This window comes from Caballeronia sp. INML2 (genome assembly GCF_023631365.1).
GTDB classification, from domain to species: Bacteria; Pseudomonadota; Gammaproteobacteria; order Burkholderiales; family Burkholderiaceae; genus Caballeronia; species Caballeronia turbans.
Window position 1 is genome coordinate 1 of sequence record NZ_JALQDH010000129.1, and the last position, 22,628, is coordinate 22,628.

Sequence of the window (22,628 nt, forward strand, 5' to 3'; positions counted from 1 at the left end):
CCGCGCCGCCCCCCCCCCCCCCCCCCCCCCCCCCCACAACCCCCCCCCCCCCCCCCCCCGCCCCCGCCGCCCCCCCCCCCCCCCCCCCCCCCCCCCCCCCCCGCCGAGCAGGGCGATGCGCCGGCGTTCGAGCGGCGTCGCCTCTTCGAGCGCGCGCACGGCGCCGACGCAGTCCGTGTTGTAGCCGGTGAGACGACCGTCGCGGTTGTCGATGGTGTTGACCGCGCCGATCTCGCGGGCGGTCTCGTCGAGCGCATCGAGATGGGGAATCACCGCCTGCTTGTGCGGCATCGTCACGTTGAGTCCGCGGATGCCGGGGTGACTTTGATTTTCGCGCAGATTTCCGGTTAGCGTGCCCTAGTTCCGACAAGGCTTTGCCTTCTGGCGCTGAAATAATACCTCTGTAAATCAAAGACTTGCTGTCTACCCACAAACGCATAACCGATGCATGTGTACGCCGGCTGACTAGCGGCAAGCTTCGGCACACCTTGCGCCAAGCTTGGACGCAGCTTGCTCGCGTACCGCTCCATCGGATACGAGCGCCGTCACGGCAAACGACAATGGAGTGGTGCATGGGTTTGAACTGTTCGAACCGGAGCCCCCCCATGACACGAGCGTCACGATGGCCGCGCTGCACGCTACGACGCTGAATACAGAGAGTAGAGACTTCATGACCGTACTTCTTCCTGTCCCGAGACCCTGATGGTCGATGAACGAGGAGATGGGTTTTATTCCGGCATGGAAGCACTTGTTTCGTGGATGATTTCATGCGATCGCGATAGCCGATCACGCTCGTTCGAGACGAGCCAATCGCGTCTTGCGGCTTGCGCGACCGGCTCTTGAAGCGGCCTCGGGAGCAACGCGCTGACGACTATTGTCAGTGCCCGTTCGCCGGCATGATGGTGCCGAACAGTCCATTGACCTCGCCATTCGGTCCCGCCGAGAAGTACACGGCGTCCGAACTCGAATTGCGGCCACCACCGAGCGTCAGCGTCCACAAGCCGTCGATGGAAATCGGATTGCCATACGCATCCTCCAACTGATCGACGAACGTCCCGTCGTTGTCGAAGACACTGATGTGGCCATTGCCGAAGTTGCCGACCAGTATCTTGCCGCTGAACGGGCCGAAAGCGAACGATGCACGCGTGACGCCCCATGGGGAGTTAAGTGTCCCTCGACTGGCGAAGCGGTGCAGCAGATGGCCGTCCGTATCGAAGACATCGACGAATCCGTGACCGTTGCCGGCTACGTCGTCGTGCTTCTGTTTGTCCTGCTTTGCATACGTGACAAAAAAGGTCGCCATCGATGTTCGCGATGCCGAACGGCGCGTATCCGGGCGGCATGTGTGGATCGACGAAGCCACCGTCCGTCGTCACGCTCATGTACAGCCCATTTGCGCCGCCGCTCGGCCCGAAGACGTCGATCCGTCCCGAGCGGAAGTTGGTCGCGAAAAGGAACAGGCCTTTCGAGTTGACGCCGAAAACGAGGCCCTTGTAGACCGCGCCATTGACGGCGGAAGGATTGGCAGAGTTATCGGCTGCGATCACGGCGTTGTTGGCAGGATTCAGCCCGCCGGCCCAGGCGGAAAGCGTGCCGTCCTCGGTCGCGAATATAAATACCGCGGGGATCGTGGTGCCTGGCACGAGAAACGCGGCCGACGCATTCCATACCATTCCTGTCGGCGCGGCAGGCGAGGGATTCGGTGGATTGTTGTGATAGACAGGACGGCAGGCGGCAGAGGGTATGACATTGCCCGGCAGCGGGATCGCGACCTGCAGCGCTACCTTCGTGCCTTCGCCGTCATAGAGCGTGGCACAGCCTGTGGCATTGTCGTTGACCCAGAAGGGAATGCCTGCCGGACTGAAGGCGATACCCCATGCGTTCTGCAGCACCTCGTCGATTTGGGGGCCGCGCCTGCGAGGTTGGATACGAGGGGCGTCACGACATAAGCGTCGTCATGACCTGCATGGGGGAATGTGAAGCTGGCCGCGAGGGCTATCGCGGTCACCGCTTTGAGACATCCAGAGACGTGAGACATAGCACCCTCCTTGGTCGGATTTGCGAGGACTTGCTCTGCGAATTGGCGCTCGATGACGGTAAACGATGAACGGTCTTAAAAAATTCCCCTGTACTCCGAATAAAGTTATTAGCCATCATCACACGGTTAAGCGATTTAACGGTGCCTTGCAGTCGTATTGAAAGTTTCGTGCCGGGCATAGCTCGATAAACGTCCTGCGGAATATTTGAAGCGTGGCCGCGTTCTAACTTGCAGACGCTTCGCTTCAGGAGAAAGCAAAATGAAACTTGGCAGACGTGATGCGATGTACATGTTGGCGACGATAGCGCTCGTTATGCCGCTTGGCGTTTTTGCGGATGAGATGATCCATGTCAGGCTCACCGACAAGTCGATCCAACTCGATACCGATACAGCGAAGCCTGGACGCGTCACGTTCGAAGTCAAGAACGTAGCGGACAGCAATACCGAACATGAATTCGTGGTCTTGAAGACAGACACGGACAAAGCGGGTCTGCCCGTCCGTAACGGTCAGGTGACGGAAAGCCGCTTCAAGAAAATGGGCGAGGTGGAGGATCTGGCGAAGGGTTCGACGAAGCGGCTCTCGTTGAAGTTATCGCCGGGACGCTACGTGCTGATTTGCAACCGTCCGGGACACTATGCGATGGGCATGCATAAGGCGCTGGTTGTTGCGCCCCGAGTTGAGTCAGCAAGACGGGAACGCGCCAGTTCGACGTGACATCCAATTCCGTATCTGCAACGAAATTCGGGGAGATGTCATATGAAACTCGTTCACACCGCGCTGGCCGCGACGCTCGCGTTCGCGAGCATCGCATGCAATGCGCAAAACGCCGGGCCGAGCGATCCGCAGATTGCATCGATCGTCGTGACGGCCAATCAGGTCGATATCGACGCGGGCAAGCTTGCGGAAACCAAGACGAAGTCGCAGAACGTGAAGGCGTTCGCCCAGCAGATGGTCACGGATCACAGCGGCGTCAACAAGGCCGCGACCGATCTCGTGAAGAAGCTCAACGTGACGCCCGAGGACAATCCGACGAGCCAGAGCCTCAAGCAGGGCGGCGACGCGAACATCGCCAGGTTGAAGACGCTCTCCGGCGGCAGCTTCGACAAGTCGTATATCGATCACGAGGTCGCCTATCATGAAAGCGTGCTCGACGCCCTCGACAAGACGCTCATTCCGGGCGCGAAGAACGTGGAACTGAAGGCGCTGCTCGTGAAGGTGCGACCGGCGTTCGTCGCGCATCTCGAACACGCGCGTCATCTGCAGGCGGAACTGGCGAAGAGCGGTGCGTGACATGCGCCTGCTCGTCTGTCTGATGGCCGCACTCGTGTTGCCCGTCGATGCGATGGCGGCCACGTATGTCGTCGTGATCGAACAGATGCGCTTCGATCCGCCGACGTTGACGGTCGCGCGCGGCGATCGTGTCGTGTGGCTCAACAAGGACCTGTTCCCGCACACCGCGACCGCCGACGCGAACGCATTCGATTCGCATGACATCGCGGCGGATGCATCGTGGAGTTACGTGGCGCGCGAGACGGGACGCTACGCGTATTCATGCAAGCTGCATCCGACCATGCATGCGGTCCTGAACGTACGATGAAGACGATGACGAATCTTGCCGCTGAAACCACCGACGACGACCTCGGCATTGCGCGGCGCATCGTCGCGGGCGATCGTGCTGCGTTCGAACTGCTGATGCGGCGGCATAACCGCCGGCTCTATCGCATGGCTCGCGCGACCTTGCGCAACGATGCCGAAGCGGAAGATGCGCTACAGGATGCGTATCTGCACGCGTACCGATCGATGAACCAGTTTCGCGGCGATTCGCAATTGTTCACGTGGCTCTCGCGGCTCGTGCTCAACGAATGCTTCGCGCGATTGCGGCGCTCGGCGCGTCGTCAGAACGTGATCCCGATCGTGGACACTCCCGATTACATCGAACATGCCGATGCCATGACCACGCACGACGACGACGCCCCCGATCAGGCGCTCGCGCGTTCGCAAGTGCGCGCGCTGCTCGAACGCAAGCTCGATGCATTGCCGGAGTTGTTTCGCGTCGTATTCGTGCTGCGCTCGATCGAGGAGATGAGCGTCGAGGAGACCGCGCAGTGCCTCAATATTCCCGAAGCGACCGTGCGCAGCCGGCATTTTCGCGCGCGCAGCATGTTGCGCGAATCGCTTGCTCAGGCGTTCGATCTTGCCGAGCGCGACGTGTTCGAATTCGGCGGGGCGCAGTGCGATCGCATCGTGGCGAGCGTACTATCGAAGATATCCGGTGACGCGTCATAGCATTGCCGACGCGTTCTCCAGAGCACAAGGAGGGCGCCATGAACAGGAACAGGTCGGCTACGCGGGGAATCGGCATCGGCCGGGCTTGCGCGATAGCGGGAATTGCTGTGCTGGGATGTTTTTCGAACGTGGATGCCCGGACGATCACGGTTCTGTCCGGCACCTATGGCGCGAACTGCGGAGCACCGGCCGGCAATGCGACGGGCGATCTCGTGCGTCAATGCGATGGCCGCGATACCTGCCAGTACGTGCCGGACCGGCAAAGCATCGGCTACACGGCGCGCTCATGCAGCAAGGATCTTCAGGCAGACTGGCGCTGCACCGGCACCGAAATTCATACCGCGATGCTCAGCCCCGAGGCCGGCACGGACAGCACGCTCGTGCTGAGCTGCATCGAGCACAACGGACCGGGACATTGAGCGACACCGGGTTGCGCGCAGACGCGCGTTGGGTCGGCAGCCGGTCCGCTTGGACCGGTTAGCCGTCACCCTCGCCTATCGGATCATACCTTTCAGTAAGAGCGCCCGACAAAATTCGCCAACATGCGCGGACCAGTTTCGGTTTAGATTCCTTCGAGATCTTCCTGCTGCTCGGTCGACTCGAGACTGATGCTCCTTTGAATTGGAGCAACATTTCCGCAGACGCAACGCGATCGCGCGGAACAACTGTCATAACGTTCGCGTTGGTGACAATCCAGATTTACCGCTCGAATAGCCGTTGTTGCTGTGTCGCGCCGGGCGGGACGAGTATTGCGTAACGGAGCGTCTCATCGCTGCCGACTGAACGCATTACCGCCGCTTGCCGAAGTCCCGGCAACGCGTTGATGACCTCTGATGCCGCGACGTTTCGAGTGTCCGCGATCGTGAGCAGATGCGCAGGGCGATAAAGTTTCTCCCGATACAGGGCGCCGTACCAGAGCGGCTGCTTGCCGTTCGCATCGCGAACCTTGAAGTGCGAGCGCCACAGACGCAGCACCGAGCGCAGGTGCCGGGGACTGACGCGTTTTCATGCCTTCCAGTTTAGGCACGAAATCAGGCAATTACGATAAGAAAAGTTATCTTAATAGCGGTCTTTGATGCTCAATATTCGATCGACACCGGTGGTCCACTGGCCGTTACTTACTCGCTACGAGGCGTGCCCCGTCGACCTGACGAAGTGCTCTCGGCCAGGAAGGGATGCTCGCGGTTTTCGGCATCTTGGCGTTCGAACGGCAGTTCGCGTCCGGGAGGCGTCGCTCAAGCTGTGGTGCGCAGCCCGTGCGAGGGATCCTGTTTCTGGCGCTCGCAGGATTCGGGGGACCGACACGACGGGTGCCGGCGCTTTGGCCAGAGAACAGTAAACATTAGTGTTGCTGTGTGCCGGATTGAATCGCGGCCTGGCGCTGCAATGACGTTTGCTCAGCCTGCAATCGCGCTTCAGCCTTTTGCAGATTGACCGGATAGTCCACATCAACAGCCAGCGGGTTGTAGCCGGCTTGTTCGAGATTGGCGAGTTCGGCGCGTACTTGTGCGCGTGTAAGTGGCGCATCGGTTTGAGCGAACGAAGTAATTGGAGCAGGGGCGAGCAGGGCGAAGGCAGCCGTCACGAAAATCTGTTTCATCAGATACCTACTTTTGGCGTAAGGGGCTTCCGAAGTACTGCTAGAAGTGTCAAAGTATATGCGTCTTAAGCTAGGTATTTTCCCTTAATTCGGACAAGACTACATTGCGCAAAGCACAATGCTGCGCGCCTACCGCCTTCAGATGGACCGCAGAAAGGCAGTAGACACGCCCAGTCGAAGATCTGAGGAGAGGGTGCGCGACCGCGCGATCTCCTTGGTGAGCTGCTTCACCGTACGGCACGCCAGCGTCAGTTCGCCGTGGGGTGACATGGCAAGCGCAATGAAGCGCGGCACGGACGGCTCCCTTGGCGCAGCGCGCCGTGAGCATTATCCGAGAGTGCTACGCCGACTTCGGCCCGACTTTGGCGCGCGAGAAGCTCGAGCAATGCCACGGCATCCGGCTGGCCAAGGAAACGGTGCGGCATCTGATGACCGAAGCGGGCCTGTGGGTACCGCGTTCACTGCGCGCCGACGAGAGTCTGGAGCGGGCGCTGACGTGGCGCAAAGCGCGACGGGTCACCAAGACGCTCACCGTGCAGTACGACCGCGTGTTGTATCTGCTGGAAGATACCGACGCGAACCGCGCGCTGATCCACCGTGACATCGAGGTGTGGGAATATCCGGACGGACGCACGCAGTTACAGGCCGGCGAGCGGGCGCTGGTATGCCGGCAGTACGACCGTCTCACCGAGGTCGATCAGGGGGCGATCGTCGAGTGCAAGCGTCTCGCGCACGTGCTTGAGTTGGCGCAGGCAGTGCAGGCTCAGCGCGACAACCGCAGCATTGGCACGGCGCCCTCGCGCATGCATCGCGGCGCGCAGGTACGCACGCCACGCCGCGTATCCGGCACCAAGAAACAGCGCGAGCTCACGCAACAGGACCTGGAGGCAACGATGATTGCGCTGCATGAACACGAACGCGGTGCCGCGTCAGTAAAAACAGCTCGGCGGTCAGCAAACGGGGAAGTCGACGCACCCGCGCCCTGCCCGCTCGACCCTGCATCTTCAACACCGTGTGAGAGCAAAAACCTTGGATAGATACGACATCTGTATTTAGCCCGCACCCCGACATCTGTATTTGGCCGTGACACGTTAGGCAACCTAATAGAATTGTGGTCATCATTTTTAGCTTCGCGTGCGCGGGTCGGACGAAAGCACCGCGGGATGCGAGAAGTCGCATGCTGCAGCCAGATCAGAGCCAGCCCGTCTGTTACGTACTGTATGCGGAGCCGCGTACGCGACGTGACTTGTTCACATTTCCTGTCCTTGAGCAAGCCGCCGGAGAGGCAACCCCATAGTTGAGTATCGTCAACCGCTTGGCTTCAGGATCCCGCCTTTCGAGAACCCGAAGCGCGCGTTGTTTCCCACGAGGGGACGACCATGTCGTTATGCTGGTTGTACCAGACAAGTCTGACTGGAAGGGGGTTGGGGCTCTTGCACCGTATCTTGTCCTTGCGCAAAAAATCGGACGGCGCGCGAATCAGGCGTATGTGCGGCATTTGCTGGTTGACCTTCGCCAAAACTTGTCTCTACAATCTGGTACAAGCAGATTGGCGGTTGACGGCATGATGGGATGTACGGACGCTATGTGGGCTGACTAAATAAATAGGAGACTTCGTGGAATCAAAATTCAGATGGAAGGTGATGGGCCTGATGTTCCTCATTGCAGCGGTGAGCTACCTAGATCGAGCCAACCTAGCAGTGGCTGCACCGGTCATACGAGCCCAGATGGAATTCACGCCCAGCCAGATGGGTTTCATTCTGAGCGCGTTCACGTTCGCATACGCGGCCGCCCAGGTTCCCGCAGCGTTTTTGGCAAACCTCCTCGGGCCACGAAGATGTTTCTTTTACTTCATGTGGCTCTGGTGCATTCTGCTTGTAGCGACAACCAGTGCGACGACTTTTGCATCCTGGATCGGCTTTCGTATTCCGTTCGGGGCTGCTGAAGCAGTGAGCTGGCCAGCCCTGGCGCTGTTGATGAGTAAATGGTTCCCAAGGATCGAGTATTCGCAAGTCTCGTCCATTCAAAACTTGGGCCTTGTAATCGGATCGGCTGTCGCACCGCCTCTGGTATCAGCTATCATTGTGAAGGCGCATTGGCAGGCTGCCTTCGTCGCGACCGGTGCGATGGCTGCGGCTTTGGGAACGTTCATCTGGTTCTATCTGCGCGACGATCCGAAGGCCGATTCCCGCGTCTCTAGTAGCGAGCGCGAGTGGATCTCTCATGACAAAGTCGTTGAAACTGAATCCGCGACGCCGGCCGGATTTTTGAAGTTGCTTGCGACGAGACCTTCGGTATGGGCCTGCGCCCTTGCTTGTTTTGGACTGAATCTCGTCAACTTCCTATTCCTCTCTTGGTACCCGACTTATCTCACCGACACGTACCGGATGTCGATGTCGAAGATGGGGCTGCTTGCGGCGCAGCCTTACGTTTTCGCAATAGTTTCAGTCGCTGGTGCGGGTTGGGTCGTTCGACGGCTAGTCGAAGCCGGGCAAACGACGGAAGCTGCTACCCGTCGAGTAATTTTCAGCGGCCTCTTCTTCGGGACAGTCTGCTTATTCGTTGCTGTTAGCGTAAATAATCTCTATCTTTCGGTAACGGCGATGTCGCTCGGGTACGCGTTTGTCATGTCGATATTGGGCCCGATGTGGGCGATGGCCCCCGAGATTGGTGGCCGACGTGGGGCAAGCATCGTTTGCTCGATCATGAATTGCGTGGGACTGTTTGGGGGAATCGTTTCGCCGATAACCATGGGCTTTTCGTTCCAATGGTTCCAATCATACACGCCCGCCATTGCATGCTCAGCTGGGGTGACCATGTTGTGCGCACTGGCATTCTTGCGGTTATTTAGGTCTGAATCCGACCGCGGCAAAGTCGACGATTTCTTGACAGCAACGGCAGTTCACCGTGATGTCCTGCACGTCACCTGAGGACCTCCCGGACAAGACCAATCGCACGCAGAATTGCACTTCGTGCGAATGGAGTTTTGATGGCGTACGCCGCAACGTTGCGTGTCTTCTTGGACTGCCCGTCGAGCCATGGGCGATTCCCTAACGGTCATCGGCGAGAGTCATACGGGTGCGAGCACGCTTCCGGGGGGGACGGGTGGAAATGAAAACTGACGCGAACTCCTTCGAGAGGGGCGGTTGGCGCGACCGGCGCCCGACGATCGTGCGGTGCTCACGGGCATTCTCTTCATTTTACAGGCGGGCCCTGCATTGGGACTTACTGCCTCGGGGATACGCAGTCGGCGAAAAGAGAAGCCACGAAATGGCTTCGCTCTTCTGCGTTTTGCTAGTCACCCGAACGACGCCAGCAATTCATGCCACTGACGGAGCGATTGACGCCTCGCTTTCATCCACGAGACTTTCCTCAATATCGTCTGTTGCGTCCGTGACACTTGTAAGCGTCATTCTGCGTTTTGAGCACTGTCGAACGCCATGGACCAACAATTTCCTGGAGATGAGGGATCCTGGCATAGGCAGCCTTGCAAAGCCGTCATGTGCGCTGGACTTATATCTGCACCGGTCGGACAATCCTAGAGGAACAAAGCCGACCAACTAACTTGGTCGACCGCGGCACCTTGGCCTGACAATCAACGTGTCTGGTAGCCCAGTCCAAGCGGCGTGTAAGCATGGCGTTTTTGCAAGCGAGATTGGAAATCGGAAGCATCACACACGAGTCGAAATTGAGCTAGCCATAGCTAGCTTGATATAAAGCGACGATGTCGCCACGGGCAGGGATGCGAGGGTTGTTGTATGGGCTACTCGATGCGAGAGCCTGGTCCGCCATCAATGGTAAGAGACGCTGCCACTCTGTTGGCGAGATTCCGTAATTGCGTGGCGATGGAACTGAGAGTTCGCGATTCAAGCGTTGAAGCATCTCGACCAAGGTGCGCGACGCTGTCTCATCGTCCATTTCGCTCCTCGCGAACCCAGCGATCCTTGAGGCTTCTGCGTATTTGTCTAGCGCACTCGGTAACGAGTACTCCGTAACTACGGGCAACATCATTGCGTTCGACATGCCGTGTGAAACGTGGAAATGCGCGCCAATCGGCCTCGCCATGGCATGCACTAATGCCACGGGAGCAATCGAACAAGCTATGCCGGCATGCGTCGCGCCAAGCATCATTGCTTCGCGGGCCAGGCGATCTCCCGGTTCGGCATAAGCTCTGCGCAGATGATGTCCGATAAGCGACAATCCCGACCGAGCAAAGAGATCTGAATGTGCGTTGGCTCGACGGGAGACGAAGGCCTCGAGCGCGTGCACGAAGGCATCCAGTCCGGTGTCAGCGGTCACTCGCGGAGGCACGGTCATGGTTAGTTCGAAGTCCACGATTGCTGCTACTGGCAGCGCGGCCAGGCCGGAAATGAGCATCTTCTCATTATTCACGGTGTCCGTTACGACTGTGAAGCGCGTGACTTCGCTTCCTGTCCCAGCCGTCGTCGGAACTGCGATAAGGGGGACAGCCGTGGCATCAGCGTTCAGCGGTAGCTTGAATTCGCGGATATGTATCCCAGGATCAAGTCGGTGTGCGGCTGCCAGGATGTTCATCGCCTTCGCGGTGTCCATTGGCGACCCGCCTCCGAACGCAATCAAACAATCAAAATTTCCTTCAATAAGGACTTTCGCCCCCCGGGCGACGACAGTATCAGTCGGATCCGGAACCGTGTCTGAGAATATGGAATACTCGATGCCGCTTGCGTCGAGCCCGACGGTGAGTCGGTCGATCAGCCGAGACGTTTTCATGAAAGGGTCGGTCACGATCAGCGGACGCGTAACCCCGAGCCGTCTGCATATTGCCGCAGTTCCCGACACTGAGCCACCGCCGATTTCCATGTAACGCGGTGCATAGATATAGGCCTGATTATTCATTACGCGATGCTCTTCTTGGCAGACCATTCAGTCTATTTCATATGTCTCGCTTAGTAAACTGGTACGACCAGATTCAGAGGAAAGGGAGCCCAACTTGGCCACTTTCGGGTTTGCTATTTGTCGCACGTCTTGGCGACTACGTCGAAAATCGGTGACGTCTCGGCGGGTACTTTCCCGTTCGCACAGGTCGTGTGACGGGCGACCGGACCGGATACATACATAGCTTGCGCTTTCTTGCTGGGCACATTTACTTGCGTAGTTCGATTGATCGTGCCAGTCATCTGCACGTCTTGCGCCGGAGTCACGTCGGGGCCGAGCGATAGGGACCGTGATAGGGGACTATTGGCGGAGAACATGCTGGCACGACCTGCGGCGAGCCTCATCGCACCGCTCCTCGGATGGCACGGCATGTACACGACAGATGCCGCATTTGTGGGTGCTCGGACTTCTCCTCGCTCGTCGGACGCTGGCTGCTTGATCCATTCAGCAAGGCGGATTATGAAAATTCGGACATCGCAGCGGAGGCGCGCGTCAAATAGTTGGCCTTCGCGCCTCCTTACGTGATAGCGGTTGGCTATAATTTCTTGAATCGCGGCCGCCCTCCGAGGGCTACAAGCACTGCGCTTTTCCACGAAGTTCCCGCGCGGTGTTGAAGCGTACGCCTGGTTTGACCAGATTTGATGTCCACGCTATCCTTGTAGCTGTGCGCTTTGGCACGGCGGCCGCCTTTGCTGGCTCAAAAACTTTCGTATTCCAAGAAGCGGTGATCCCATGCTTGACAACGTTCGACAACTCGTGCAACTCATACATGAGCGCGGCTTTGAACCGGGAGACAAGCTGCCCTCTGAGCGAGAGATGTCCGAAATGTTTGGCATGAGTCGCGGGGCACTGCGCGAAGCGTTAATTCGGTTAGATACGCTGCGAATCATCGACGCTCGCCCAAAGTCGGGTATCTACCTGCGGGCCGGATCGGAAGAGCGGAGTATCGAAGCGATGGTCCTATTCGCGGAGGCCGACGCACCCCTCGCGCCTGACGAGGTCATACAAGCCGTCGAATTGCGACGTTTGCTCGAGACTCAGGCCGTGCGTCTTGCGTGTGAGCGGCGCACGGACGAAGATCTCGAGCGCTTGTCCGCAATCGTTAAACGTTGCGCTGCCGCACGAGGGGACGGCGAGAAGCTCGCGAGTCTGGACGCAGAGTTTCATCTGGCGATAGTCGCGGCGACTCAAAACGACGTGTTCGTGCGATTTGTGAACGTTTTTTACCTTATGTCGCGCAAGCGCCGCGAGGTCTACTTTTCTTCGGATGAGCACTGCCGTCAATCAGTGAACGACCACCGCAAGTTGCTAGCCGCGATAGTCGAACGTGATGTCGAGAAGGCGGAGAGCATCTTGCGGCAGCATATTAAAGGAGTTGACGTGTATTTTCGTGCGTTGTTTGGATCGACCGCTGACATCAAGACCAAGGTTGATCCACGGGCGCCCGCGGAAACAAAAAGATCGGCGAGCGGGCGGAAGCGCAAACCAGTCACATCAAACGACGCTGTCTGAGATACCGAGCAGAGATCAAGACGCGGATACTCATGTACAAGTGCGTGCGTCGCCTTGCTCGGACTCGCTAACTGCAAGCGCTAGGTCGATTTAGGGCTTGTCCACCGCGTGAGTTGCGAAATCGGCAGGAGACACGACCTCGAGTTGCTCGAAGTCGTCGCTGTTTCCGAGAACTTGGTGACGAACGCCCGGGGGGAAGAGGCAGGAGGAGCCCGCCGTAAGACGAGTTACGCCGATGTCTTCAAACTCGAAGTCGATCCATCCGCGCAGTACAAACACCATCTGGAAGGCCGCATCGTGCGTATGCCACTCAGGCTCCGCCCGCTTGCCCGGCACTGCGCGAATGATGTGTGCGACGTAGCCTCCGTTTGACGCTTCTTTGAAGCCGAGGTCGCGATACTCGAAGTAGGGGCGCAGACCGAGTTTAAAGTCGCTCTCGTCAGCTGCGGCGTGTGAGACAGAGGTCCGTGGGATTGTATCGGTCGACATTGCTTTCCTTAGTGATGGTTGATTAATGAAAAACGATTCTCGGCATCACACGAAGCCGGGACCGCTCGAACCAGTATGACTTTGAATGAAATCCTCGTTGACTTCGATACCGATGCCAGCCTTCTCGCTTGGTCGGATCGTGCCACTTGCGTCAACGTCGAACGAGAAATCGATCAAATCGTCGCGCAGCGGGTTGTAGAGCGAGCAATCTGCTTCGAAGTACCCGGCGTTTTCAACAGCGCTGAGAACGTGCAGGGTCGCGGCCATGTTGATTCCCATACTGGAATGACAATGAATAGGAAGCTTTTGTGCAGAGGCCATCGCCGCAACCTTCAGTAACTCGGTGATACCACCCATCTTTGAGATGTCAGGCTGCAGTACAGTAACGGATTCGGCCTCGATGAGTTGCGCGAATTCGAAGCGGGTGAAATGGTTTTCACCGGCAGCCAGTGCAAAGCTGCACAGCAACTTCGCTTCACGATAGCTGCGGTAATCGTGTGCGGGAAACGGTTCCTCGAGCCAACCTATGCGCGCCGCATCTAGGTACGGCGCAACAGTGCGAAAGTCGCGCAGAGTGTATGCAGTGTTGACATCGGTCAGGATATCGATGTCTGGGTATGCCTCGCGCACGGCGCTGACTCGTGCGATGTCGTCTGTGGTGGAGTCGCCTAGCCTGAGTTTGACCGCCTGGAAGCCGCGTTGAACGATCGACGCGACTTCGTCGATTAATGCGCCGGGCGACTGGAACCCGAGGCAGATACCGCCAGCGTAGGCCGGTACGCTACGCGACGCTCCGCCGAGCAGCCGGTAGAGCGGCCAGCCTGTCGACTTGCCACGGATGTCCCACAGCGCCATGTCGATCCCGCTCATAGCCGCCGCACAAGCCGCACCCATTCCGTGTGACGCAAGCTGATAGCGATAGATTTGCGACCAGACGCCATTCACATCTGTTGCCTCGAAACCGGTAACAAGTTGCTTAAGTGTCGTGTTGACGAGCGTAGCGACCGCGAGGTGAGCACGCCCGTGGTGCGACTCGCCCCAGCCGACGATGCCCTCATCTGTAATAACCTTGACGATTACGGTATCCCGCTTGACCATCCTCCCGATTCCCAGACTGACCTGATATGCAGGAGGAACTGGAACGGTAACCGGATAGGCCACGATATCCAAGATTTTCATTTTCTTCTAAGTACGGACGATGCGTTGTGGGTTAAAGACGTCTCTGCGTCTCAGGGCTTTTGATAGAGTCGAGATAGCGCGACCACACTTCGGGATTGACTAAATTTTCCGGCATGCGTGAATGCAGGATGTCAACGACGGCCCGAGCTGCGCCAGTGCTCATTCGTTCCAAACCTTCAGTTGTGAAAGCGGCGACGTGCGGCGTCAATAAGACGTTGTCGAGCGACCAATAGGGGTGTGCGGTGGGCAATGGCTCCGGTTCGAATACATCAAGTGCTGCGCCAGCGATCTGACGGCTACTCAAGGCTTGAACCAACGCTTCATCGTCAATCAGCCCGCCGCGCGCTGCATTGACGAGTAGTGCGCTCCGCTTTGCCAGAGCTAGTAAGCGTGCATTAACCATGTGTTTTGTTGATGCGACCAGCGGCGCGTGAAGCGTGATGACGTCTGCGCCAGCGAACACTTCCTCGATCGACGTTTGCTCGATGAACAGCGGCAACCCTTCGCGCTTGCTGCTGTCACAACCAATGACGCGCATCCCAAAGCCATGATGCAGCGCTTCCGCGACTCTGATGCCAATTCGGCCAAGGCCAACTACGCCGACGGTCCGCCCGCGCATCTCGAAGCCCTGAAACGCCTGCCTCACGAGCCAGCCGTTTTTCCGCCAAGATGTGGGGAGCCGGTCAAAGCCGCGAGCCATCGCTAAGATCGCACCAACGACATGCTCGGCGACCGCTTGCGTGTTTGAGTCTGGGAGGTTTGCGACCGGAATTCCTGCGCGGGTTGCCCGTTCAACCGGTATGAAATCCAGACCGACTCCGTGGCGCACACAGGCTCTTAGACGCCGAGCGCGATCGAAGATGTCCTCCGGAAGACGCACGCGGACGATGAGCGCGTCAACGTCGGATACGAGCGAGCGCAGCGTATCCTCCCGATCATTTGGCGCGGTAAGTAGTTCGCAAGTTGGCGCGAGGATGGATAAGGCGGATGGATCGATTGGGTTCGTTGCTAGAACGCGAAACGGTTTCGTCATGGAATATCCTGCGTGCGTCTTAACTGGTACAACCAGATATTACGAGCCGTCGTCGCGTTCCGTCAACAAAAAAGTAGATCGGCCTTGAGCAGCACGACTGCGTGCAGAACAGGATCGGATGCGGCACGACGATCTAATACTCGCGAGACTTGCTTTTCGGCGCACGTCGTCGTAGTGTCAAATCTGGTACAACCAGAAACCGGAGTAGATATGCCGAAGACAGTGGGCGTTGTGGGAATAGGTGCGATGGGGCAAGGCGTAGCAAACTCGCTTATACGGGCGGGGTTCGCAGTAACAGGCTATGACGTGAGTGCGGACGTGCGCGCCAAATTTTCGGCAGCTGGAGGCATTGCGTGCGACCGCTTGGCTGATCTCGGTCAGCGGTCGGATGTGGTGATTATCTTGGTGGTAAACGCTGCTCAGACGGAGCAGGTCCTTTTTGGCACCGATGGATTGGCTTCAACGCTCAAGGCAGGCAGTGTCGTGATTGCTAGCTCGACGGTAGCACCAGCATTCGCCGAGGCAATGGCGAAGCGACTCGAAGAGCAGGGGATCGCGATGATCGACGCTCCTGTATCGGGAGGGGTGGTCGGCGCAGCGGCGGGAAAACTGACGATCATGGGCTCAGGACCGCAGTCGGCGTATGATGCCTGTAAGGATGTATTTGATGCCTACGCAGCCAAAGTGTACCGGTTTGGTGAGCAAGTCGGATTGGGCTCCAAAGTGAAGCTGATCAATAATCTGCTTTGTGGCGTACATATCGCAGCTGCAACCGAGGCAATGGCATTGGCGAAGCGCCAAGGAATCGAGCCTCAGCTCCTGTACGACGTTATCACGAACAGTGCAGGAAACTCGTGGGCGTTCCAAGATCGCATGCCCCACGTGATTGCAAATGACTTTGCTCCCGTGACTGCGCTGAACATCTTCGTTAAAGATCTAGGCCTGGTTCTCGACATGGCCGACAGCTCGCAATTCGTCGCGCCGTTGACAAAATGCGCGCATCGCATGTTCTTGTCGGCTGCCGAAGCGGGTCACGGTCTCGCGGACGATACCTCCGTAATCAAGATTTTCGATGACGTCGGCCGAGTACGCTCAGTACTGGCCCCTTGATACTTGGATTGATTGGGCGAGCAGTTGTCTGAGGCCTGTTGACATTCGCTTGGTACGCCGATACGACGCCGGTCGGCGTAAAGCCAAACGGACTCGCTTCGTTGAAAGCGAGCCAATCAGAGTCTCAGAGACGAAGTCAAGTAGTCGAGCCGGCCGCCCGAACACCGACGAGAAGATCTCTCATTGGGGCTATTAACGCATTCTCGAAGTCAGCATAATTCTCATCCTTGCAGGCTGCCGCGACTAGACGGTCAGAATCTAACGATCACGCTAGCGCCCGAGCTACGTCTGCGACCGGCCAAGTACTTGTAGGCAGGCAATGTAAGCACGGAACGCCAGGGACGCCTTGGCTTCATACTTTGCAAGGCCGTGACCCGCGCTACCGCCGCCGGCGTAATGAGCAACTTAAACGGAAGACGGGGGAGACATTCGAGGTAGCGCGTAGTCACCCATGGACTGCGATGCTTGCTATGTAGAAGTGCCGAGAGGTAAAGTCGTTGGCTGACGGAAAACTTAACGCGCATAGGACCCGGCATGAAGCCAAAACTCGAGAGCTTTTCGAGCGCGATTAACATATTCGCTGCAATCGTAGACGCAGGCACGTTTAAAGGGGCGGCGGAGATTGTGGGAATGTCTCCGCCGGGGGTAAGCAGAGCGATTGCAAGGCTTGAAGATCGGCTCAAGCTGAGGCTATTTCACCGCACCACCCGTGCAGTCTCTCTCACGGAGGAGGGGCACCGCATGTACGAACGCATGTTGCCTCATCTTATTGCACTCGAAGAAGCGGCGGCGGAAGTTTCGGGTGTGTCGATGTCGGTCCGCGGCCGGCTTAAAGTGAACCTCGATCCCGTATGCTATCGAACTGTGCTCGGTTCGCGGCTTGACAGTTTCATGGACCTGCATCCCGAGCTGAAAATTGAATTCATCGCGCGGGACAGCTTGGGTGATCTGGTGTCAGAAGGCTTCGACGTCGCGCTCAGATTCGGCAAGCCAAAGGACTCTACGCTTGTAGCGCGTAAAGTACTCGATACGGCTATCATGACACTCGCAGCGCCATCGTATCTCGTGCAGCGAGGGCGTCCCAGCAGACCTGAGGATCTCGAGAACTCCGACCATCGATGTTTGGAGTTCCGCGATCCGGCAGGCGGAAAGCCCTTCCCTTGGGAGTTCCATCAGGGCCGGAAGCGCGTCGTGATAACGACACGCGGTCGGCTGACGGTCAACGATCCGAGCGCATTACTTGACGCCTGTCTGGCAGGATCGGGCATCGCCCAAATGCTATCTATAGGCGCCGAGCATTTGATTGCAAAAGGGCTTTTAGTGAACCTATTTCCTGATTGGGCAGACGAGCGTTATCCGCTATACGTTTTTTATCCGTCGCGTGAGCACATTCCAGCAAAGACCAAGGTCTTTCTCGACTTTATTGATGGGCTGAAGGAATAATTGCAACCATTCGCGCGCGTCAGGCCTGTATGCCTGATAGCGCTCCCGATGTACGTTTCCATTATGATTCAGCCAGACGGCGAGGCTGGGGACGCCGTGAGGCCATGCGCCTCACGGCTCAGGTCCCGGTTACCCAAATTGCAATTACGACCCTTATACAAGCACCGCTTCCCTGAGGATGGAAAACGCTATGCCCCGGGTTAGAGGCAGGTGAGAAATGCTGTTATCGAATTCGATGACGGCGCGGATGCTGAATGTCAGCGGCTAACAACCGCGGCGTCGACGCAGCGCGCTAAATCAATCGATCCTTATCGTGGTAACGTTGCATCCAGTGGGGATATGGTATTCGAGTTTCTGAAATCGAGTCCAAACGCGCGAGGTGTTCGACACTGAGTTGAATGTTACGCGCGTCAAGATTCTGCGCTAGCTGCTCCGGCGTGCGGGCACCGACTATGACGGATGCGACGGCTCGCTTCGCGAGAAGCCAAGCTATCGCGACCTGCGCCTGCGATGCCTCGAGGGAGTCAGCTACCTCGATAAGCACCTCTAGAATCCTATGACCTATACCCTGGTCGACCGGCGGAAACTCTAGTTTACTGCGCCGCCCCGCGGATGACTCGGCGCTTGCATATTTTCCGCTCAAGTAGCCACCCGCGAGCGGACTCCACACTAGCAGTCCCATTGACCGCGACTCGGCCACGGTAACGATGTCGTGTTCGACGTCTCGGCTCGTTAGTGCATAGTGGACTTGGTTGCTCACGATCGGTGTGCGATCGGTGCGCTCTGTATAGGCTGAGGCACGCTCCATATCAGCCGCGCTGAAGTTACAAGCGCCGATGTGACGGACCTTTCCCTGCGTCACCAGATCATCAAGCGAACGTAGCGTTTCGTCGAGCGGTACCAGCGCATCCCGATCGTGTAGCTGGAGTAGGTCGATATGGTCTCGTCCGAGACGCCGTAGACTCGTCTCCACCGATCGGATTATGTGGGAGCGACCAAGGCCGACCTGATTATGGCTGGGACCGGTACGAAGCCGTACCTTCGTGGCCACCAGCATTTTCGTCTCGTCGAAGCTAAGCGCCTTGATTACTTGCCCGACGATCTCTTCGGAGAGACCTTGCGAATAAACGTCCGCTGTATCGATAAGATTGACGCCTTGCTCGGCGGCGACAGCCGTGAGGTGGATGGCTTGATCGCGGTCCAGTCCGGCTATGTTGCCCCAGATGCCGGATCCCGCACCAAAGGTCATTGCACCAAGGCTCAGGCGGGAAATACGCAGCCCAGTTGTACCAAGAGTAATGTAGTCCAAGAAGCTCTCCTTGTTTCGACGAGTGGCGCGTCTCGAGCGCTCAGCTCGCGTCTGCGACTAGCTTTTTAATAACGGTATCGAGATCGACCTGACCGCGGATGACATTCTCAGGCGATCCTTCAAAGCAGATCCAGCCTTCATTGAAGCCGTCGAGCATGCGGATACGGGGCATCGGATTCCTCATGCCTTGGGACTGGAACATAGATTCCCACTGCGACCTTTCAACGACTTCGGCCTGCACGGGATGCCCGAAGGCTCGCGAGAAAGCAGCCGCAATATCGTTGGGACTGACACGGTGTGGACCCTCGATCTCAACGACGCGGACGCCGGTCCACGTCTCCTGCAGCAATTTTGCCGCAAGGGAGCCAACGTCTTCCGTTGCCACCATTGGCACAACGCGATCTAGCGGTTGCAGGAAGCTGGCGATTCTCCCCGCGTCACGAGCCGCTGCGACGTCCCACGCCGAATTTTCTAGGAACCAGCCCGGCCGCAAGAAGGTTATTGGGATGGACAGATGGGTCAACGTTTGTTCCATGAGCGTTCGCTGCGTGAGCAAATTGCTCTCAGTTGCATGTGCGCCAATGGTCGACAGACATACAACCTTTTTCGGTTTCGCAAGACGCAAAGCGCTCGCGACTGCGTCAATTACGGCCTTGGCCTCTGGAAATCCAGGAGCCGGGTCGAACTCGGAGGGTGGCAAAATAAAGACTCCCGTTGCGCCGTGGAAAGCAGTCGCTAGCGCTGACTCGTCTTCCATGTCGGCGATAGCGATTTGACAACCTCGCTCTCGCCACGATGCGGCGCGGTCCGCATCTCGAACGACTGCCCGTACTTGCTGGCCGCAGGCGAGGAGCGCCCGCGCCAATGCGCCACCGACTTTGCCCGTGATACCCGTGACTGCATACATGATGCCGGTCCTTTATAGAGTTGAAGTGATCGGTAAGGAGTTCCGCACTAACTAACTTTCAGTTAGGCGCGGCGCAAGCCGGAATAAAGGCCTTGCTCGAACTGACCATACAGGTTGACCACGCGTTCATCATAAAAAGGCAGGACCTGCGAGAACATGGACCCCGCTACGCGTTTGACAGGGTCGATCCAGAAGTAGGTATTTAGCAGGCCCGCCCAACTGCCGCTTCCGGCGCTACGACCATGTGGGCCTGCCTCCGTGTTGATGTCAAAGGACAATCCCCATTTGTGTGCCTGATCAGGGAACTGATCGAAGCTATTTGACCATGCGGGTTGCGCTGTCTTCATCTCGCCAACTGCGAGATCACCAATATGATTGCGGAACATCGAGGCAACTGTCTCGGAGCGCAGGAGGCGCACACCGCGGTATGTTCCATTTCCAAGAAGCATGCGCAGAAAAGTCATGTAGTTGTTCGGCGTACTAAACAAGCCTCCTCCGCCCATGAAGAACTCTGGGCGCTGGTTCATCTCGAACGGTTCGGGCTTGAGACTTCCATCACCTTGACGACGGTGTAACGTCGCGACCCGTCGCTTCTGTGCGGTGCCGATAAGAAACCCGGTATCGTTCATTTCAAGCGGAGCGAAAATGTTCTCTCGGAAGTAGACTTCAAGTGACTGGTCGGCCACGGCCTCGACAAGCTTGCCAACCCAGTCCATGCTAATCCCATACTGCCAACGCTCGCCCGGTTCGAATTCGAGCGGTGCTGCAAACGCACCATTTAGCGAGTAGCCAATATCTGGCATCCCGGTCACTTTCTCGTACTCGGTGAGGCGATCGCTCCAGATGCTGTAGGTGAAGCCGGAAGTATGGGTGAGCAGATGACGGACCGTGATCGCATTCCGCGCTGGCCGCAGTATTGGATGACCCGTTGTGTCGAATCCTTCGAGCACCTGCGGCGTTTTTAGTTGCGGCAGCAGATCCGAGGCGGGTTGTTCGAGCTTGAGCCTTCCCTGCTCGACAAGCTGCATGCACGCCGTTGCAGTGATTGCCTTGGTCATCGAGGCGAGCCAGAAGATCGAGTCTCCCGTTATCGGCCGCAAGCGTTCAGCATCTGCATGACCAGCATGACCCGAGTAGACAACCCCTTGCTCCGTCGCTCCTATCGCAACCACCCCGGCTACTGTGCTGTCTTCGACCGCTGTGCGGAGGGATGCGTCGATTGAGTCGAATCGTGCAGTGGACTTCGAAATGGCGGCAGATTGGTGCCTACTCGTGGCAGCGCTCGCGCTGCGCGCTTGCAGTGGCGCCAATGTTGCCGCAGCCAGCAGACCGGATGCGCTCTTAAGTAGAGCGCGGCGTTGAAGTCGGAAAGACATGTTTTCTCCAGTATAAGGACGATGACAATGGTTATCAGATCGGTCTGGGCACCATTCTCGATGTCGGCGCCAACAAGCAAAATACTTCGCTAAGCACTTCATTAGTGACGTTTAGTCACTAATCGGTGTGTCGTGTCTGTTTTGCAGACCCCAAACCCGACGCCAAGACGCGGCTTCGCACGACTTCAGGGACGAGGCATGAAGTGCCTTTCGCAGAGCCGTTTTGCGACATATTGACGAAAGCGTCGCGCGGGGTATACTGAGCGCTCAGTCAGATGCAGTCTTGGTGGTGTTTTGGTCGGGGCGGTGGTTGCCCCTCGGAGACCGGGGCTTCCAGCGCGGTCGCATATATAGGTGGACCAAATATGAAAATCGTCGATATGCACTCGCATTGGGGCACGCGCCGCGGCTTTCCGTTGCGAACGCCCGAAGAGCTCGCGCAGCAAAAGAAGACATGGAATTCTGAACCCGTCTACCACTCGGAGGCGGAAATGGTCCAACACTTCCGAGACAACGACGCGCGCGTTATCCTAGATTTGGGCTACACCAAATACCTACCGATCGAAGAAGTCTCGGCGTTGCACGACTATGCGTTCGATGTCCAGCGCAAAGGCATGGACGTAATCGCCGGGCATTGGCTGCATATTGACCCGTTAGATCGCGACGCTGGGGTGCTGGAATTACGACGGTGCATCGAGGCAGCCCCGAGTTTTGTGGGTTACGCGGTGTCGGGTTCGGGGTCCGCTCCTGCAAGCGACCCGATCTGGTTTCCGTTCTACGATCTTTGTGCGCAGACCGGAACGCCAGTGTTGATCTTCGTCGGCACCACCGGACTAGGCGCGGGACTGCCTGGCGGAGGCGGAATACTGCTAGACAATTGCCATCCGCGTCATCTCGATTTCGTCGCGGCGAAGTTTCCGTCGCTTCGCATAGTCGCGGCACGCCCTGGTTGGCCATGGCAGACGGAAACCATCGCAGTTTTGATGCATAAGCGCAACATATGGTACGAGCTGCACGGATGGTCTCCGAAGTACTTTACCACCGACCTTAAGCATGAAATCAGCCGACGTCTGCGTAATCGCGTGATGTTTGGTGCCGATTATCCGCTGTACTCCTACAATCGATTGCGCGCCGATTGGGAGAAGGAAGGCTATGCGCAGGAAGTCCTTGAAAGTGTGTTCTATCTTAATGCCGAGCGCTTTCTCGCCGGCGAGGAGACGCAATGAATCTCCAACTAAAAGGGAAGGTGGCGATCGTCGGCGGTGGCAGCCAGGGAATCGGTCTTGGTATCGCGCGTACACTCGCCGCTGAGGGCGCCAGCGTTGTGATCACCGCGCGTCGTGAGGAAGACCTCAAGCGCGCGGCCCACGAAATTCACGAAATGACCGGCAACCAGGTGACATGGATCCCAGCGGATTGCCGTAAGGCGGA

General features: G+C 57.7%; 22 protein-coding genes and 2 pseudogenes. 12 read left to right on the top strand and 12 right to left on the bottom strand.

The features are described 5' to 3' along the window. A partial coding sequence (locus tag NCT32_RS35555; protein ID WP_409241569.1) for a shikimate dehydrogenase family protein occupies positions 1-339 on the bottom strand: 339 nt, incomplete at its 3' end. A gap of 538 nt (positions 340-877) precedes the next feature. Further along, a pseudogene (locus tag NCT32_RS35565) lies at positions 878-1,892 on the bottom strand (TIGR03118 family protein). Positions 1,893-2,297: 405 nt separating this feature from the next. Between NCT32_RS35565 and NCT32_RS35570 the strand changes: the two are divergent. The 5 genes from NCT32_RS35570 to NCT32_RS35590 are packed head-to-tail and all read left to right on the top strand — an operon-like array spanning position 2,298 to position 4,744. Continuing rightward, positions 2,298-2,753, top strand: a complete 456-nt coding sequence (locus NCT32_RS35570; RefSeq protein WP_061121561.1) for a plastocyanin/azurin family copper-binding protein — start codon at positions 2,298-2,300, stop codon at positions 2,751-2,753. A 42-nt stretch (positions 2,754-2,795) separates the two neighbouring features. Continuing rightward, complete coding sequence (locus NCT32_RS35575; protein ID WP_061121560.1) at positions 2,796-3,329, top strand: DUF4142 domain-containing protein; 534 nt, start codon at positions 2,796-2,798, stop codon at positions 3,327-3,329. A 1-nt stretch (position 3,330) separates the two neighbouring features. Beyond that, positions 3,331-3,636 (top strand): cupredoxin family copper-binding protein, encoded by a 306-nt coding sequence (locus tag NCT32_RS35580; RefSeq protein WP_061121559.1) that lies wholly within the window; start codon positions 3,331-3,333, stop codon positions 3,634-3,636. Next, complete coding sequence (locus NCT32_RS35585; protein WP_061121558.1) at positions 3,633-4,325, top strand: RNA polymerase sigma factor; 693 nt, start codon at positions 3,633-3,635, stop codon at positions 4,323-4,325. Before NCT32_RS35580 ends, NCT32_RS35585 begins: the two co-directional genes overlap by 4 nt. Before the next feature lie 38 nt (positions 4,326-4,363). Next, entirely contained in the window at positions 4,364-4,744 is a 381-nt protein-coding gene (locus NCT32_RS35590) for a hypothetical protein (RefSeq protein WP_061121557.1), read from the top strand. A 280-nt stretch (positions 4,745-5,024) separates the two neighbouring features. Here the strand turns inward: NCT32_RS35590 and NCT32_RS35595 are convergent, their stop codons facing one another. The 3 genes from NCT32_RS35595 to NCT32_RS35605 all read right to left on the bottom strand — a co-directional run bounded on the left by NCT32_RS35595 (position 5,025) and on the right by NCT32_RS35605 (position 6,219). Further along, entirely contained in the window at positions 5,025-5,300 is a 276-nt protein-coding gene (locus NCT32_RS35595; protein WP_061121556.1) for a hypothetical protein, read from the bottom strand. Positions 5,301-5,667: 367 nt separating this feature from the next. Next, positions 5,668-5,925 (bottom strand): DUF4148 domain-containing protein, encoded by a 258-nt coding sequence (locus tag NCT32_RS35600; protein ID WP_061121555.1) that lies wholly within the window; start codon positions 5,923-5,925, stop codon positions 5,668-5,670. 138 nt (positions 5,926-6,063) lie between these two features. Beyond that, complete coding sequence (locus NCT32_RS35605; protein WP_250478122.1) at positions 6,064-6,219, bottom strand: hypothetical protein; 156 nt, start codon at positions 6,217-6,219, stop codon at positions 6,064-6,066. A gap of 23 nt (positions 6,220-6,242) precedes the next feature. Here NCT32_RS35605 and NCT32_RS37735 point away from each other — a divergent pair. Next, positions 6,243-6,392 (top strand): annotated as a pseudogene (locus NCT32_RS37735) (ISNCY family transposase); the annotation flags it as partial. A gap of 1,149 nt (positions 6,393-7,541) precedes the next feature. Beyond that, positions 7,542-8,855, top strand: coding sequence for an MFS transporter (locus NCT32_RS35615; RefSeq protein ID WP_143756440.1), 1,314 nt, complete (start codon positions 7,542-7,544; stop codon positions 8,853-8,855). A gap of 763 nt (positions 8,856-9,618) precedes the next feature. On the opposite strand, the gene NCT32_RS35620 is transcribed toward NCT32_RS35615, so the two are convergent. Then, on the bottom strand, positions 9,619-10,800 hold the full coding sequence (locus NCT32_RS35620) for an iron-containing alcohol dehydrogenase (protein ID WP_061121552.1): 1,182 nt from the start codon (positions 10,798-10,800) through the stop codon (positions 9,619-9,621). A gap of 771 nt (positions 10,801-11,571) precedes the next feature. Here NCT32_RS35620 and NCT32_RS35625 point away from each other — a divergent pair. Beyond that, positions 11,572-12,351: a FadR/GntR family transcriptional regulator gene (locus NCT32_RS35625; RefSeq protein WP_061121551.1), complete on the top strand. Its 780-nt coding sequence runs from the start codon at positions 11,572-11,574 to the stop codon at positions 12,349-12,351. A gap of 90 nt (positions 12,352-12,441) precedes the next feature. On the opposite strand, the gene NCT32_RS35630 is transcribed toward NCT32_RS35625, so the two are convergent. The 3 genes from NCT32_RS35630 to NCT32_RS35640 are packed head-to-tail and all read right to left on the bottom strand — an operon-like array spanning position 12,442 to position 15,052. After that, positions 12,442-12,840 carry a cupin domain-containing protein gene (locus tag NCT32_RS35630; protein ID WP_061121550.1) on the bottom strand — a complete coding sequence of 133 codons (399 nt, stop codon included), beginning with the start codon at positions 12,838-12,840 and terminating at the stop codon, positions 12,442-12,444. A 45-nt stretch (positions 12,841-12,885) separates the two neighbouring features. Continuing rightward, positions 12,886-14,019 carry a mandelate racemase/muconate lactonizing enzyme family protein gene (locus NCT32_RS35635; RefSeq protein ID WP_061121549.1) on the bottom strand — a complete coding sequence of 378 codons (1,134 nt, stop codon included), beginning with the start codon at positions 14,017-14,019 and terminating at the stop codon, positions 12,886-12,888. A 31-nt stretch (positions 14,020-14,050) separates the two neighbouring features. After that, entirely contained in the window at positions 14,051-15,052 is a 1,002-nt protein-coding gene (locus NCT32_RS35640; protein WP_086961594.1) for a hydroxyacid dehydrogenase, read from the bottom strand. A gap of 210 nt (positions 15,053-15,262) precedes the next feature. On the opposite strand from NCT32_RS35640, the gene ltnD reads away from it, so the two are divergent. Next, complete coding sequence (ltnD, locus tag NCT32_RS35645) at positions 15,263-16,162, top strand: L-threonate dehydrogenase (protein WP_061121547.1); 900 nt, start codon at positions 15,263-15,265, stop codon at positions 16,160-16,162. A gap of 534 nt (positions 16,163-16,696) precedes the next feature. Continuing rightward, the gene (locus tag NCT32_RS35650) at positions 16,697-17,605 is read left to right on the top strand and encodes a LysR family transcriptional regulator (protein WP_061121546.1); all 909 of its coding nucleotides are present in this window, start codon (positions 16,697-16,699) and stop codon (positions 17,603-17,605) included. A gap of 292 nt (positions 17,606-17,897) precedes the next feature. On the opposite strand, the gene NCT32_RS35655 is transcribed toward NCT32_RS35650, so the two are convergent. The 3 genes from NCT32_RS35655 to NCT32_RS35665 form a co-directional block, all read right to left on the bottom strand. Next, positions 17,898-18,914 carry an aldo/keto reductase gene (locus NCT32_RS35655; RefSeq protein WP_061121545.1) on the bottom strand — a complete coding sequence of 339 codons (1,017 nt, stop codon included), beginning with the start codon at positions 18,912-18,914 and terminating at the stop codon, positions 17,898-17,900. 40 nt (positions 18,915-18,954) lie between these two features. Next, a complete protein-coding gene (locus tag NCT32_RS35660; protein WP_250491409.1) occupies positions 18,955-19,821 on the bottom strand; it encodes an NmrA family NAD(P)-binding protein in 867 nt (288 codons plus the stop codon). Positions 19,822-19,883: 62 nt separating this feature from the next. Next, positions 19,884-21,299 (bottom strand): serine hydrolase domain-containing protein, encoded by a 1,416-nt coding sequence (locus NCT32_RS35665; protein ID WP_311768217.1) that lies wholly within the window; start codon positions 21,297-21,299, stop codon positions 19,884-19,886. A 263-nt stretch (positions 21,300-21,562) separates the two neighbouring features. On the opposite strand from NCT32_RS35665, the gene NCT32_RS35670 reads away from it, so the two are divergent. Then, positions 21,563-22,423 carry an amidohydrolase family protein gene (locus tag NCT32_RS35670; RefSeq protein WP_061121542.1) on the top strand — a complete coding sequence of 287 codons (861 nt, stop codon included), beginning with the start codon at positions 21,563-21,565 and terminating at the stop codon, positions 22,421-22,423. Beyond that, a partial coding sequence (locus tag NCT32_RS35675) for an SDR family NAD(P)-dependent oxidoreductase (RefSeq protein ID WP_250491411.1) occupies positions 22,420-22,628 on the top strand: 209 nt, incomplete at its 3' end. The genes NCT32_RS35670 and NCT32_RS35675, both read left to right, overlap by 4 nt.